The organism is Rhodococcus sp. PBTS 1 (genome assembly GCF_001620025.1).
Classification (GTDB): Bacteria; Actinomycetota; Actinomycetes; order Mycobacteriales; family Mycobacteriaceae; genus Rhodococcoides; species Rhodococcoides kroppenstedtii.
Genome location: NZ_CP015219.1, coordinates 2292455 through 2306317 on the forward strand (window position 1 = coordinate 2292455; position 13863 = coordinate 2306317).

A 13863-nucleotide genomic window follows, 5' to 3' on the forward strand; every position below is an offset into this window, starting at 1 on the left:
CGACGTCGTATCGAGCACCGACGGTGAGGTACTCGGTGATCACGAGGGACGGCGACCAATACCGCCGTCGACGTCCGTCGGGCCAGCGCACGGTGAAGGTCATCTCAGGCACGACTCATCACCCGATCCACGCGGGACATGCTGTCGTGGTCGACCAACGTGCCGTACACCGACGGTCGCCGGTCGCGCAGGTTGTACATGCCTCCGCCGCGTGCCGCCGCGATGGCGTCCCGGACGTCGAGGGTGGCCGTCGCGAGACCGGGGCGCACCCCTGTCCCCGCCAGGACCTCACCGCCCGGTCCGACGATCTTGGCGCTGCAGACGAAGTCGAGCGAGCCGAAGGATCCGGCCTGGTTCGACGCCACCCACACCACCTGGTTCTCGAGCGCGCGGGCCCGGTCGTAGATGTCGAAGCGGTGCGTCCACCGGTCGTCGGCCATGTTCTCCGCGCGCCCCGTCCGGGACGTCGGCCAGGCCGAGAGGGAGGTGATGATCTCGGCGCCGTCGAGCGCGAGCTCGCGCGCGGCCTCCGGGAAGGCCTTGTCGTAACAGATCTGCATCCCCATCCGACCGACCGGGGTGTCGAACGCGCGGTACTCGGAACCCGCTGCGTAGCAGAGGTTCTCCCCGAGCGGCTGGTGCACCTTGCGGTACGAGCCCAGCACGCCGTCCCCGTGGACCGTCACGGCCGCGTTGTAGCGGTCCGCTCCGTCCGCCTCGCAGAACCCGAAGGTCACCACCATGTCGCCGGCCATCGCCGCCACACGAGCGATCTCGGGACCGTCGAGGTCCAGCGCCGGCGGCAGGTTGCGGAGTCGGCGCTGTCGGGTCTCCTCGGACTCGTCGCCGCCGCCGAGGCTCGGCAGGTAACCCCCGAGGCATGCCTCCGGGAGCACCAGCAACGACGTGTCTCGGCGGCGCGCCTCGTCGATCAGGCGCCCGATGGTGGCGAAGGATTCCTCCATGTCGCGGCCGAACCGTTCCGCCGCTACGGACATCGTGATCATGCTCGTCCCAATCCTGTGACTGCGGACTCGACCGCAGTGGTGGTCACTCCGTCGGGCCACCGCAAGGTGACGCCCGGAGTGGAGGTGAGCCGTCCGCAGACGGCAGTGGTGGCCGGACCCGCATCCGGGACGGTGTGTCCCGGGCTGTCGGCCGTGATCATCGCGAAACCCGGGAAGCAGGTGAGCCAGCGTCCCGTCTCGACGCCGTCGGGCCGCGGTATCGCGGTCACGTCGAGTTCCACGCCGGTGCCCGACGCCTCGGCGAGCATGCCCGCGGTGCCGGCGAGGCCCGCCATGCTCACGTCCTTCGCCGCGTGTGGGGCGGCCCGCGCCACGAACGAGCCCATCGCGCGCAACTCGTCCGACGAGCGGGTCGAGGTCGAATCCCATTGCGTTCCGGTGTATCCGGGGCGCCAGCCACCGCCGAGATCGACGGTGAGACGCAGGTGGTCGCCCACCCGACCCCCGCCCGCGGGCACCGGCGACGACGTTCGTCCGAGTGCCGTCACGGACAGGGCCGCCGGGACCCCGACGTGCGTGTGGCCACCCGGCACCGGAACGCCCCAGACCTGCGACGCCCGGGCCAGACCGCGCACGACGCGCGCGAGGTGCGACGCCGTGGGCGCGCCGACCGCATCGAGCAGGCCGACCGGAGCGGCCCCCATCGCCGACAGGTCGTTGACGTTCACCAGGGCGGCGCACCATCCCGCCCACTCCGGATCGCGTTCGACCATCGACGGGACGATGGCATCGCACGCGGCGACAAGGTCGGAGCCTGGCACGGGGGCACCGTCGTCACCGCGGAACCCGCTGCCGCCCAGCCCCATCCGCGCGTCGGCGAACGGCGCGAGTGCGGTGGCGAGCACGGCTTTGGTCGAGTCGACCAGTCGCTGCACCGCACCGATCGGCCACCGCATCACCACGTGAGGCGTGCCGTGCACCGCGGTCCGATCCGTCGTGATCCAGCCGATCGACGCGAACATCGCCGCGTACCTCGCTTGCACCACCGCGTCGAACCGCAGCACCCCCGCCGTCTCCACGAACGCGCACGCGGCTCGCACGAGTGCCGGACCCACGGCGCCGCGACGACTCCCCCGCGCGACGACGAGCCGGCTTCCCGCCCACCAGCCGGAGTCGGGTTCCGTTCGGGGTGCGACACGCACGCCGCCCAGAACCGTGCCGTCGGGAGCGGTGGCCACCAGGACCACCGTGCGGGGATCGTCGTCCACCTCGTCGAGGTCGGTGCCGTCGAACAGCCCTTGCTCGACCACGAAGGCCTGCCGGCGCAGCGACCGGTACGCGGCCAGATCGGCGACCGATTCTGCCTGCCGCACCAGGAACGGTGCGGTGGGCGTCGCGGGTGGCCCGGTGAGAATGGACAGGTCGACGGTCATGTCAGCCGCCCATCGTCTGCAGGACCGAGCAGGCGCCGCAGGCAGCGCACCCCGCTTGCTGGTCGGCGCCGAGCATCCCGGCCTCGGTCAGCGCCGCGGCGACGCGGACGCTGACGTCGGTGAGCAACTCGGCGGACGGTGCGCCGGCCCCGTCCACGTCGACCGCCAGCGTTCCCGGATGCGGCCGGAACGGCACGACGAACGGGTAGACCCCCATCTCGATCAGCTCGCGGGCACCCGCGACCACCTCGTCGGGATTCTCGCCCAGGCCCACCAGCAGGTAGGTCGACACCTGGTTGCGGCCGAACACCCGCACCGCCTCGGCCCACGCCGCGCGGTATTCGGCGAGGGACACCGACGCCTTGCCCGGCATCCAGCGGCGACGCACGTCGTCGTCGAGCGACTCGACGTGGATGCCGATCGAGCGCGCACCCGCGTCGTACAGCTCCTGGATGGTCGCGAAGTCGCCCGGAGGTTCGCACTGCACCTGGATCGGCAGGTCCGGCACCGCGGCGCGCACCGCGCGTACGCATCGGGCCAGGTGCAGAGCGCCGCGGTCGCGCCCGGCCGACGTCCCTGTGGTGAGGACCATCTGCGTGATGCCGTCCAGACGTACGGCGGCCTCGGCGACCGCCGCCAGGTCCGCAGGCTTCTTCACCGCGACGGTGGCCCCGGAGCGGAGCGACTCCTCGATCGAGCAGAAGCGGCAGCGCTGCGACTCGTCGTAGCGGATGCAGGTCTGCACCACGGTGCTCGCGAGAACGCCGATGCCGTGCAGCTTGGCGAGCTTCTCGTAGGGCACGCCCTCGTCGGTGGTGAGGTCGTAGAACGCCGGCCGCGCGATGGCGGCGACGTCGAGACCGATGTCGTCGCCGTCGAAGAGGACCCGATCCCCCTCCAGCACATAGGGACTCGCTGGATTGCGGGGCAAGGCGGCGCCCAGTCCCCCGATGCTCAGATGACCGTCGTCGCTCGGGCCCGCCCCGGCCGTCCGTCGCACCGGAGGTGTGCCTCTGATGCCGAGCAGCGCGAGGTCCACCCGGTGGTTCCTCGTTCGTACGGTGGCGTCGAACACGGGTCTCGCCCCCTCAGACCATGTAGGTGGAATTGATGATCGCGCCCTTGCGTGCGTAGTGGATCAGCGCGTCCTGCACGTCGAGCGGGTGCGCGGGCACGACGCCCTCGATGAGGTCCTCCTCGCGACCACCGTGCAGCGCGAGCCCGAAGCGGCAACAGAAGACGGTGCCGCCCTCGGAGATGAACGTCGCCAGCGCGTCGTTGATGTTCTGTTCGCCGGGGAAGCCGGAGTCACCGGTGGTGGGGAACCCGCGCGTCGCGAGGCAGTTGATCGCACCGGGGCCGTAGAAGTACATCGCCGACTCGTAGCCCTTCCGCAGCGCGCGGGTGGCCTGAAGGACGGCGACGAAGCTGACGGACGATTCGTGCGCGATCCCGTGCACCAGGGTGAAGTAGGACTCGCCGTTCTCCGCCTTGTAGTCCGGGAAGATCTTGGTGCCGCCGTAGATGGTGCTGCCCTTGGGCAACGACGGGTGCGGGATCTCCGCCAGCGAGGCGGACATGTTGTCGAGAATGGTCTGATCGAACGCGGCCATGGCGTGCCTCCCGGAGTCGTGGAAGGCGCGGGACCGAAACCTGTGGTGCGCCTTCGACATCGAGTACACGCTCGGCGCGTGTCCGGTTGGTCATCGCTGGAACACCACTGTGTTTCGTTGTGCTCACTCGCGTAACCCGGACGACACGCGGGGCTCTCCTTGGATCGACCTGCCCCAGCGCACACAGGTCGGCCCGATCGGCGGGTTTCCGTCGATCGGGCCGGGTCGTGTACATCCAGGCAGGTGCCGCCCGGTGCCGCCGAATCAAGTCCGCAGAATTTTCTCCATCGGACGGCCCTTGGCCAGCTCGTCGACCAGCTTGTCCAGTCGGCGGATGTTCTGCATGAGCGGGTCCTCGACGTTCTCCACGCGCACCCCGCACACGGACCCCGTGATCAGCGGTGCGTTCGGGTTGAGGTGCGCCGCGTCGAAGAAGTCGAGGAACGTGGTGTCCTCCGCGAGGTGACGGGCCAGTTCGGCGTCGTCGAAGCCCGTGAGCCATCGCAGGATCTCGTCGACCTCGTCCTTGGTCCGGCCTTTGCGCTCCGCCTTGGTCACGTAGTGCGGATAGACCGAGGACACCGGGGTGGTGAAGATGCGATGCACGGGCAGAGTGTAGTTCCGGGCGCGTCTGTCGGCGTAAGTTCGTCTCCGATGATGCGATCGTGGTTCGTGATGCTGTGTGCCACCACGGCACTCGTCCAGGCCGTCTACGCCGCGGTGCGCGTGATGATCACCTACAAGGCCCTCGAACTCGGGGGCGACGGCGTGACGGTCGGTGTGCTCACCGCCCTCTATTCGTTGGTACCGCTGGTGGCCGCGATGCGCATCGGCCGCGCGGTCGACGGTCGGCGCGCCGCCACGATCCTGCGCGTGGGCACCGCCCTGTCCCTCGTCGCCGTGGCGATCGTGCTGGTCAGCGAGGCGATACCGATTCTCGCGGTCGGCTGCGTCCTGCTGGGCTTCAGCCACATCCTCACAATGGTCTCCAGTCAGGGCTACGTCCCGGTCTGCTCACGGCCGGAGGACTACGACCGCAGGTTCGGCGGTCTCACGGTCTGGATCTCGGTGGGTCAGTCGATCGGCATTCCGGTGGTGGGCATCCTCGCCTCGCGCAGCGACATCGGGCACGTCGACACCACCGGCGCACTGATCGCCATGCTGGCCGTCGCCGCCGTCGCGACGGCTCTGACCGCCGCACCGTCGCTGACCATCCGCCAGGACTCCGCGCAGGTGCGCACCGAGTACGAGACCCAGTCGACGCGCGCGATGCTCACCACGCGCGGCATGCGGCCGGCGGTCTTCTCCAGCCTGATCATCCTGACGTCGATGGACCTCATGATCGCGTACCTCCCGGTGTTCGGTGAACACCACGGCTACAGCGTGCTGGTGGTGACGGTCATCCTGACCGCACGGTCGGTCGCCGCGATCGTCTCACGGACCCTGCTCACCCGCCTGCTCGCGGTGGCGCCCCGGAACTGGCTCCTGGTGTCGGGGAGTCTGTGCTCGGCGCTGCCGATGGTTCTGGTGCCCGTGCTCCCCCACCCCTGGGTGGTCGGCATCCTCGTCTCGATCGCCGGGTTCTTCTGGGGACTGGCGCAACCGTTGACCATGACGTGGGTGGCCGGCCTGGTGAACCCGTCCAACCGCGCCTCCGCCCTGTCGCTCCGGTTGACCGGAAATCGGCTGGGGCAGGTGGTGATTCCGCTGGCGGCGGGCGCCATCGCTGGATCCGCGGGCGCCGGCGCGGTGTTCGTGTTGACCGGGGGGCTGCTCGCAGGTGCCGCAGTGTCCACGTGGAGCGCCCTGTTCCGATCGAGACCGGCATGAGCTCCGCCCCTCGGAGCGACAATCGCCACCGTCGTCGACGGGAGGACACCCGTGCACGCCTGATCGCGGCAGCGTGCGACTACCTGGCGAGCGACGTCGGCACGGCCGCGAGCGTGCAGCAACTCGCCGCCCGCGCCGACGTGGGCGTCGGGACACTGTACGGGCACTTCGCCGACAAACACGCGCTGTTCGACGCCGCCGTCGCGTCCACCCTCGACGACTTCGGTGCCGCCTTCGACCAGGTCAACGCGGATGTGGCCGATCCGGCCCTGTTGTTCGCCAACGGCGTCCGAGCCACCCTGCTCCTGCGCACGACGCACCGCGGAGGCTCGGAAATCCTCCGGCGGCTCGGCTTCGAGTTCCTCGCTCGCGACACCGCTCTCGCTCCTCGGGCCGCGGCCGGTCTGGAGGCCGCCCGCGCGAGTGGACGCCTGGACCTGCCCGGCGATCTCGACACCGCTCTCGCCTGCACCGCAGGCGCGATCCTCGGCTGTCTGCATCTTCTCGCGTCGGACCCGTCCGTCGATCCGGACGCCACGGCGTCGTCGTGCGCACTGGGCCTGTTGCGCATGTTCGGTCTCGACGACGACGAGGCTCGGGACCTGTCGTCCCGGCCGCTCGCGACGGTCCGGCCCGGAACGTCGTCGACCGGGCCGGACACTCGATCCCAACACTGACTATTCCTCAAGGTCGAACGGTACCTCGTGGGCCTGGCTGGGGTTCGCCGACTCACCCATCCCGCCCGCTCTCGCCGACGCCGGGGTGCCCGAGATACGTCTGGTGTCGGCGCATGCGCTCGCCTCGCACCGCGTCCCGCCGGGTCACTGGATCGACAGCGAAGGGGTGCTCGAACGCCGGATGCGTCGCGTCCGAGTCCGCGGGCTGCTCGTCCGACCCGACCGCTTCGTCTTCGGCGGTGACCGCGAACTGACGGCGGAGGACCTTCGCCCGGCGCCGCGACGGTCAGATCTCCGTCCGCACCGCCGACTCACGCTGCAGCAGAGGCAGTTCGACGGTGAAGGTTGCCCCCCGACCGAGCGCCGAGTCGACCGTGACGCGACCCTCGTGTGCGGCGACGAGAGCCGCCACGATGGACAGTCCGAGCCCGCTGCCGCCGCTCTCTCGGGTGCGCGAGCGGTCCGCTCGATAGAAGCGCTCGAAGACGCGCGCCGCATCCTCGTCGGACAGTCCCGGCCCGGTGTCGCGCACCTGGAGAATCGCCGACTCCCCCACCGTCCCCACGGCCACCGTGACCACCGCTGAGGGCGGCGTGTGACGCAGCGCGTTGCTCACCAGATTGCCCAGCACCTGGCGCAGCCGCGCGTCGTCCCCGAGAACCTCCGGGACACCGCTGTTCGGCAGCACCTCCAGGTTCACGGTCCGGTCGGGGGCCGAGGCCGCGGCGTCGTGGACGGAGTCGGCCGCGATCTGCAACAGGTCGACGGGTGCGCTGGCGACAGGACGTTCCGCGTCCAGACGCGCGAGCATCACGAGGTCCTCCACCAGCATCCCCATCCGTGCCGCCTCGCCGCCGATCCTGGTCATGATCAGCTCGACGTCGGTGGTCGCGCCCTGCCGATACAACTCGGCGAACCCGCGGATGGTGGTCAGTGGGGTCCGGAGTTCGTGCGACGCGTCGGCGACGAACCGTCGCATCCGATCCTCGGATTCCCGCGCCGTGCGTTCCGAGGCCGCGGACTCGGCGACAGCCTGCTGGATCTGCGCCAGCATGCCGTTGAGCGCGGCCGACAACCGACCGACCTCGGTGCGCGGATCCCGTTCGGGAACACGGCGATGCAGGTCTCCCGCGGCGATCGCCTCCGCCGTGGCCTCCACCTCCCGCAGCGGACGCAGGCTGCGTCGCACCACCCACCAGGCCACGACGCCCAGCACGACCAGGACGCCGGCGCCGATCGAGACCTCCAACACGACCAGGCGTCCGACGATCGCGGCGTTCTCCGCCAGGGACACGCCGACGGTGGTCGACCCGTCCTGGTTCGAGACGGTGACCACGCGCCACTGCTCGTCGCCACCGCCCGCCGATCCCACCGTCACCGGGGTGGGGGACCCGGCCGCGGTGAGATCCGGTCCCGGCGAGGAGTTGTCGTTGATCGACGTGCGCACGGTGCCGTCGGCGGTGACGGACCGGACGTAGAACGACGTCGGCGGGCGACCCGGCCCGATGTCACCCGACGGCGGGGGTGGGCGGTCCTCGCGCGGGCGTGCCCACCCGGACGCGGCCTCCTCGAGTTGCGTGTCCACGCGGGCCAGCAGGGTGTTCTGCAGGGCGGTGGTCACCGCGAGTCCGGACGCCGCGAGACCCACCGCGACCAACAGCAGCAACGCCGCGACCAGGGTGACACGCAGCGGGACGGAACCGGGGCCTCTCACCGCCGCGGCATCCGCATCACGTACCCCACGCCGCGGAGCGTGTGCAGCAGGCGCGGTTCGGTGGTGTCGATCTTGCGCCGCAGGTAGGACACGTACGACTCGACCACGCCGACCTCGCCGCCGAAGTCGTAGTGCCACACGTGATCGAGGATGCGCGGCTTCGAGAGCACCGTCCCGGCGTTGACCATGAAGTACCGCAGCAGGGTGAACTCGGTGGGCGAGAGGGAGACCGGCTCCCCGGCCTTCCACACCTCGCGCGTGTCGTCGTCGAGCTCGATGTCGGCGAACGTGAGGCGGGACGGTTGCACCTCGGTCCCCGGGGAACGACGACGAAGAATCACCCGGAGCCGAGCCACGACCTCCTCGAGGCTGAACGGCTTGGTGACGTAGTCGTCGGCCCCCATCGTCAGCCCGGTGACCTTGTCCTCCACCGCATCCCGCGCCGTGAGGAACAGCACGGGCGCGTCGATACCGTCGGCGCGGAGTCGCCGCAGCAGCCCGAACCCGTCCATGTCCGGCATCATGACGTCGAGAATCAGGGCGTCCGGGCGCAGGCTGCGCGCTACGTCGATCGCCGCCGGACCGCTGCGGGCCGTGTGCACCTCGAAACCCTGGAACTTCAGACTGACGGCGAGCAACTCCACGATGGTCGGCTCGTCGTCGACCACCAGGACCGTCGCCTCGGGGGCGCCGGCAGCTCGATCGATCGTCACCACGGCATTCTCGCTCATGACGCCCATGATCGACCTCGACTCCGTGTGCTTCCCGGGACGAACCCGGGAACTTCCCGGGAGCCGATCGCGGCCGGTTCCGGCCAGGAGAACTCCCGGGTGACTCCCGGGGAGCACCCGGGCTCGACCCGGGCAGCCCCACCATCGTCGGACGACATGACCACCGACCAACTCGCCGCCCACCGGCCGCCCGACCGTCCACGCGCCACGGCCGTCACCGTCGACATCGTCGTCCCCGTGTACAACGAGGCCGACGTCCTCGAGGAGAGCATCCGGCGTCTGGACCGCCACCTCGGCGACCACGTGCCCTACCGCACCCGCATCGTCGTCGCGGACAACGCCAGCACCGACGACACGCCCGTCGTCGCCGCGGCCCTCGCCGCCGAGCTGGACCGCGTGGAGGTCGTCCGACTCGAACTCAAGGGCCGAGGACGCGCTCTCGACGCGGTCTGGCGGGCGTCGTCGGCCACGATCGTCGCGTACATGGACGTCGACCTCTCGACGGACCTGGGCGCGTTGCTCCCTCTCCTGGCCCCGCTGGCGTCGGGACATTCCGATGTCGCCATCGGCTCACGGCTGGCCCCGCAGGCGCGAGTCGTCCGAGGCCCCAAACGGGAAATCGTCTCTCGCGGTTACAATCTCATCCTGCGGACGTCGCTGCGCGTGCGGTTCTCGGACGCCCAGTGCGGCTTCAAGGCCATGCGCTCCGACGTCGCTCGGGAGCTCCTGCCGCTGGTGCAGGACACCGGCTGGTTCTTCGACACGGAACTGCTGGTCCTGGCCGAACGGGCCGGCCTGCGTATCCACGAAGTCCCGGTGGACTGGGTCGACGATGCGGATTCGAGCGTCGACATCGTCGCCACCGCGGTCGCCGATCTGAAGGGGTGCTGGCGGGTCGGCCGCGCGCTGGCGACGGGCGCGCTGCCGCTCGGCGATCTGCGCCGCAGCGTCGGGCGGGAGCCACTGATCGAGGGGGTGCCGGTGGGCATGGTCGGCCAGCTGGTGCGCTTCGCCGCGATCGGGGTGCTCAGCACGATCGCATACGCCGTGCTCTACCTACTGCTCCACCCCGTGCTCGGAGCCCAGGTGAGCAACCTCCTCGCCCTCGCGGTGACGGCCGTCCTCAACACCGCGGCCAACCGCGCCGTCACCTTCGGGGTCCGCGGTGCGGCCGGTGCCGTCGGCCACCACCTGCAGGGCCTGGCGATCTTCGCGCTCGGCTGGGCGGTGACCGCGGGATCGCTTCTGCTGCTGCACCGCTGGAGCCCGGACACGTCGAAGCATCTCGAGCTGACCGTCCTGGTCCTGGCCAAGGCCGTCGCCACCGTCATCCGGTTCGTCGCCCTCCGCCGGGTGTTCCGCTCCCCCGCCGCTCGTCCGTCCGGAAAGGACCTCGTTCGATGACCACCCTGCTGCCCTCTCGGCCCGCCCCCACCCCCGCACCCTCTTGCCGGGCACCGCGCTGGGAGACGCCCGCCGCGATCGCGCTGATCGTCGGCACCGCCGTCGCCTACCTGGTGAACCTCTCGGCGAGCGGATGGGGCAACTCCTTCTACGCCGCTGCCGTGCAGGCAGGTTCGCAGTCCTGGACGGCCTTCTTCTTCGGGTCCTCGGACGCCGCGAACTCCATCACGGTTGACAAACCGCCGATGTCGTTGTGGGTCATGGGATTGTCTGTGCGCCTGTTCGGCCTGAACTCCTGGTCGGTGCTCGCACCGCAGGTGATCATCGGGGCGGCCTCGGTGGCATTGCTATGGCGCACGGTGCGCCGCCACGCGGGCCCGGCCGCCGGACTGCTCGCCGGACTCACCCTCGCACTGACACCCGTCGCGGCGCTGATGTTCCGGTTCGACAACCCCGACGCTCTGCTGGTGTTGCTCATGATCGTCGCGGTGTGGGCTGCGCTGCGCGCCGTGGACGACGGTCGCACCCGTTGGCTCGTCGTGGCCGGCGTCGCGGTGGGCGCCGGGTTCCTGACCAAGCAGCTGCAGGTCATGCTGGTGGTGCCGCCCATCGCGCTCACCTACCTCCTCGCCGGTCCGGTGTCGCTGCCCCGCCGCCTCGGGCAGCTGGTCGCCGCGCTCGGTGCCGCCGTCGTCACCGCCGGGTGGTGGATCGCCGTCGTCGAGCTCTGGCCCGCCTCGTCGAGGCCGTGGATCGGTGGGTCGCAGAACAATTCGATTCTCGAGCTCACGCTCGGATACAACGGTCTGGGCCGTCTGAACGGTGAGGAGACCGGCTCGGTGACGGGCGGAGGGCCCGGCGGTAGCGGTGGCCGCTGGGGCGATACGGGCATCCTGCGACTGTTCGAACCGGCTCAGGGCGGTCAGATCGCCTGGCTGATTCCGGCCGCGCTGATCCTCGGCGTCGCCGCCCTGGTCTTCCGCGGCCGGGCGCCCCGGACGGACGGATTGCGCGCCGGCCTGGTGCTGTGGGGTCTCTGGCTGGTGGTGACCGGTCTGACGTTCAGCTTCATGGCCGGCATCTTCCACGCGTACTACACCGTGGCGCTCGCTCCCGCCGTCGCGGCCCTGGTGGGCACCGGGGCTGTCGTGATCTGGCGTCGACGGGACCGCATCGCGTCGCGACTCGTGCTCGCCGCGGCGGTGATCGCGACCGTCGTGACCGCGTGGATTCTGTTGTCGCGCAGCGCTGATTTCGTTCCGTGGCTGAGAATCGTCGTGGTCGTCGCGGGTGCGGTGGCGGTGGTGGGCCTGGTCGTGCCCCGGCTCACCCGCGGTCGCCTCGCCGCCGCCACGGTGGCGGCCGCACTGCTCGCCGGCCTGGCCGGCCCCACGGCCTACGCCGTGCACACCATCGCGACCCCGCACACCGGCTCGATCGTCTCCGCCGGCCCGGCCGTCGAGGGTGGCCGCGGCGGCTTCGGCGGCCCGGGCGACGGGCGTGGGCAGGGAGACGGGCGTGGACAGGGAGACGGGCGGGCCGCGGGAACGGTCCCCGGGGCTCCGACCGGGGGCTTTCCCGCAGGTAGCCCGGCAAACGGCTTGCCTGCCGGGGGCCCCGCCGGAGGTCCCCCGCCTGGTGCGCAGGCCGACGGTGCTCCGGGCGGTGGCGGCGCGGGTGGCCTGCTGAACGGCAGCACCCCCGGCGCCGAGCTGACCGCGCTGCTCGAGCAGGACGCCGAGAAGTACGCCTGGGTGGCCGCCACCGTCGGGTCGAACGCCGCCTCGGGTTACCAATTGGCGACGCAGGATCCGGTCATGCCCATCGGCGGGTTCAACGGCAGCGATCCGTCGCCGACGCTCGAGCAGTTCCAGCAGTACGTCGCCGAGGGGCGGATCCACTTCTTCCTCGCGGGCGGCCAGGGCGGCCGGAGCTCCGGCCCCGCCGCCGAGATCGCGGCGTGGGTGGAGTCCATCTTCACCGCGCAGACGGTCGACGGAGTGCAGGTCTACGACCTCACGGCCTGACGTTTCGGTGCAGTAGTCCACCTCAGAGGTGGACTACTGCACCGAAGTGAGAGGGGTCTCATGCTGGGCGTCGGGGGCCCGGCCCGATCCGCGTGACTCCCAGTGATCCGCGTCTGCTGCAACCGACGCGGATCGCCGGAACAGCAGCGGATCCGGTGGTCCTGGCACCCCGACCGATCCGCTGGACTTACAGCTGGGCGTCGGGGGCTGGGCCCGATCCGCGTGACTTCCAGTGATCCGCGCCTGCTGCAACCGACGCGGATCGCTGGAACGGAAGCGGATCGGCGGGCACCGACGGCCGGGCGTCTACCCCAGCAGCACCGCGTACCCCGGCTTCACGACGTCGTCGATGAGGGCGAGGCGCTCGTCGAACGGGAGGAACGACGACTTCAGCGCGTTGATGGTGAACCGCTCCAGGTCCGACCACCCGTAGCCGAAGGCGTCGACGAGGGCCTTCATCTCGCGGCTCATCGACGTGTCGCTCATCAATCGGTTGTCGGTGTTGACGGTGACGCGGAAACGCAAGCGCGCCAACACGTCGAAGGGGTGCTCGGCGATGCTGGCCACCGCCCCGGTCTGGACGTTCGAGCTGGGGCAGAGCTCGAGCGGGATGCGCTTGTCGCGCACGAACGCCGCCAATCGGCCGAGCTGCGGGGTGCCGTCGTCACCGGGGTGGATGTCGTCGACGATGCGCACGCCGTGCCCGAGGCGATCGGTGCCGCAGAACGCGATCGCCTCGTGGATGGACGGCAGCCCGAACGCCTCGCCCGCGTGAATGGTGAAGTGCGCGTTGTTCGCTCGCATGTACTCGAACGCGTCGAGGTGGCGACTGGGCGGGAAACCCGCTTCCTTGCCGGCGATGTCGAAACCGACCACACCCTGATCGCGGTAGCGCACGGCCAGTTCCGCGATCTCCCGTGACCGCGCGGCGTGACGCATCGCGGTGAGCAGGCATCCGACGCGGATCTGTTTGCCCGCCGCCCGCGCCGCACTCTCGCCCTGCCGGAACCCCTCCAGGGTGTGCTGCACCACCTCGTCGAGCGTCAGGCCCTTCTCGAGGTGCTGCTCCGGGGCGTACCGGACCTCGGCGTAGACCACGCCGTCCGCGGCGAGGTCCTCGGCGCATTCCCGCGCCACGCGCTGCAGGCCCTCGGCCGTCTGCATCACCGCGACGGTGTGGGCGAACGTCTCGAGGTACAGCTCGAGCGACCCGCTGTCGGCGGCGTCGCGGAACCACCGGCCGAGACTGTCGGCGTCGGCGGCGGGCAACCCGTCGTACCCGCAGTCGGCGGCGAGTTCCACCACGGTCGACGGGCGCAGCCCGCCGTCGAGGTGGTCGTGCAGGAGGGCCTTCGGCGCCTGCGCGATGTTGCGTAGATCGAGCGGCGCGGGGCCGCCCGTGGTCGTCGCGTTCGTTCCGGTCTCGTCCACCGCAGCCATGACTCCGACCCTACTGCGGGTCGCCG

12 protein-coding genes and 1 pseudogene are annotated in these 13863 nt (G+C 70.7%); 4 read left to right on the forward strand and 9 right to left on the reverse strand.

Annotation, left to right across the window (positions count from 1 at the left end):
* Position 1 precedes the first annotated feature (1 nt).
* The 6 genes and pseudogenes from A3Q40_RS21005 to A3Q40_RS10340 form a co-directional block, all read right to left on the reverse strand.
* Positions 2-112: pseudogene (locus A3Q40_RS21005) on the reverse strand (MSMEG_0570 family nitrogen starvation response protein); the annotation flags it as partial.
* A complete protein-coding gene (locus A3Q40_RS10320) occupies positions 105-1007 on the reverse strand; it encodes a carbon-nitrogen hydrolase family protein (RefSeq protein ID WP_068102026.1) in 903 nt (300 codons plus the stop codon). The gene A3Q40_RS10320 and the pseudogene A3Q40_RS21005, both read right to left, overlap by 8 nt.
* Positions 1004-2401, reverse strand: a complete 1398-nt coding sequence (locus A3Q40_RS10325) for an MSMEG_0567/sll0787 family protein (protein ID WP_068102027.1) — start codon at positions 2399-2401, stop codon at positions 1004-1006. Before A3Q40_RS10325 ends, A3Q40_RS10320 begins: the two co-directional genes overlap by 4 nt.
* A 1-nt stretch (position 2402) precedes the next feature.
* Positions 2403-3440: an MSMEG_0568 family radical SAM protein gene (locus A3Q40_RS10330; protein ID WP_235606262.1), complete on the reverse strand. Its 1038-nt coding sequence runs from the start codon at positions 3438-3440 to the stop codon at positions 2403-2405.
* 49 nt (positions 3441-3489) lie between these two features.
* A complete protein-coding gene (locus A3Q40_RS10335) occupies positions 3490-4014 on the reverse strand; it encodes an MSMEG_0572/Sll0783 family nitrogen starvation response protein (RefSeq protein WP_068102031.1) in 525 nt (174 codons plus the stop codon).
* 264 nt (positions 4015-4278) lie between these two features.
* On the reverse strand, positions 4279-4620 hold the full coding sequence (locus A3Q40_RS10340) for a DUF2200 domain-containing protein (protein ID WP_068102033.1): 342 nt from the start codon (positions 4618-4620) through the stop codon (positions 4279-4281).
* Between the two features lie 51 nt (positions 4621-4671).
* On the opposite strand from A3Q40_RS10340, the gene A3Q40_RS10345 reads away from it, so the two are divergent.
* The gene (locus A3Q40_RS10345) at positions 4672-5844 is read left to right on the forward strand and encodes an MFS transporter (RefSeq protein ID WP_068105882.1); all 1173 of its coding nucleotides are present in this window, start codon (positions 4672-4674) and stop codon (positions 5842-5844) included.
* Entirely contained in the window at positions 5841-6521 is a 681-nt protein-coding gene (locus tag A3Q40_RS10350) for a TetR/AcrR family transcriptional regulator (RefSeq protein ID WP_068102035.1), read from the forward strand. Before A3Q40_RS10345 ends, A3Q40_RS10350 begins: the two co-directional genes overlap by 4 nt.
* A gap of 286 nt (positions 6522-6807) precedes the next feature.
* Here A3Q40_RS10350 and A3Q40_RS10355 read toward each other — a convergent pair whose 3' ends face one another.
* On the reverse strand, positions 6808-8235 hold the full coding sequence (locus A3Q40_RS10355; protein WP_068102038.1) for a sensor histidine kinase: 1428 nt from the start codon (positions 8233-8235) through the stop codon (positions 6808-6810).
* Positions 8232-8966: a response regulator transcription factor gene (locus A3Q40_RS10360; RefSeq protein ID WP_068105884.1), complete on the reverse strand. Its 735-nt coding sequence runs from the start codon at positions 8964-8966 to the stop codon at positions 8232-8234. Before A3Q40_RS10360 ends, A3Q40_RS10355 begins: the two co-directional genes overlap by 4 nt.
* Positions 8967-9122: 156 nt before the next feature.
* Here A3Q40_RS10360 and A3Q40_RS10365 point away from each other — a divergent pair, with 156 nt between their 5' ends.
* Positions 9123-10370, forward strand: coding sequence for a glycosyltransferase (locus A3Q40_RS10365; protein ID WP_068102039.1), 1248 nt, complete (start codon positions 9123-9125; stop codon positions 10368-10370).
* Positions 10367-12397, forward strand: coding sequence for an ArnT family glycosyltransferase (locus A3Q40_RS10370; protein WP_068102041.1), 2031 nt, complete (start codon positions 10367-10369; stop codon positions 12395-12397). The genes A3Q40_RS10365 and A3Q40_RS10370 overlap by 4 nt, the downstream gene beginning before the upstream one ends.
* A gap of 306 nt (positions 12398-12703) precedes the next feature.
* Here A3Q40_RS10370 and A3Q40_RS10375 read toward each other — a convergent pair whose 3' ends face one another.
* A complete protein-coding gene (locus A3Q40_RS10375) occupies positions 12704-13837 on the reverse strand; it encodes an adenosine deaminase (RefSeq protein WP_068102042.1) in 1134 nt (377 codons plus the stop codon).
* Positions 13838-13863: the final 26 nt, after the last annotated feature.

Bases quoted from the DNA above. Each gene is read 5' to 3' on its own strand.
- A3Q40_RS10320 (WP_068102026.1), bottom strand. From the start codon at position 1,007: ATGATCACGATGTCCGTAGCGGCGGAACGGTTCGGCCGCGACATGGAG.
- A3Q40_RS10325 (WP_068102027.1), bottom strand. From the start codon at position 2,401: ATGACCGTCGACCTGTCCATTCTCACCGGGCCACCCGCGACGCCCACC.
- A3Q40_RS10335 (WP_068102031.1), bottom strand. From the start codon at position 4,014: ATGGCCGCGTTCGATCAGACCATTCTCGACAACATGTCCGCCTCGCTG.
- A3Q40_RS10345 (WP_068105882.1), top strand. From the start codon at position 4,672: ATGCGATCGTGGTTCGTGATGCTGTGTGCCACCACGGCACTCGTCCAG.
- A3Q40_RS10350 (WP_068102035.1), top strand. From the start codon at position 5,841: ATGAGCTCCGCCCCTCGGAGCGACAATCGCCACCGTCGTCGACGGGAG.
- A3Q40_RS10360 (WP_068105884.1), bottom strand. From the start codon at position 8,966: ATGAGCGAGAATGCCGTGGTGACGATCGATCGAGCTGCCGGCGCCCCC.
- A3Q40_RS10365 (WP_068102039.1), top strand. From the start codon at position 9,123: ATGACCACCGACCAACTCGCCGCCCACCGGCCGCCCGACCGTCCACGC.
- A3Q40_RS10370 (WP_068102041.1), top strand. From the start codon at position 10,367: ATGACCACCCTGCTGCCCTCTCGGCCCGCCCCCACCCCCGCACCCTCT.
- A3Q40_RS10375 (WP_068102042.1), bottom strand. From the start codon at position 13,837: ATGGCTGCGGTGGACGAGACCGGAACGAACGCGACGACCACGGGCGGC.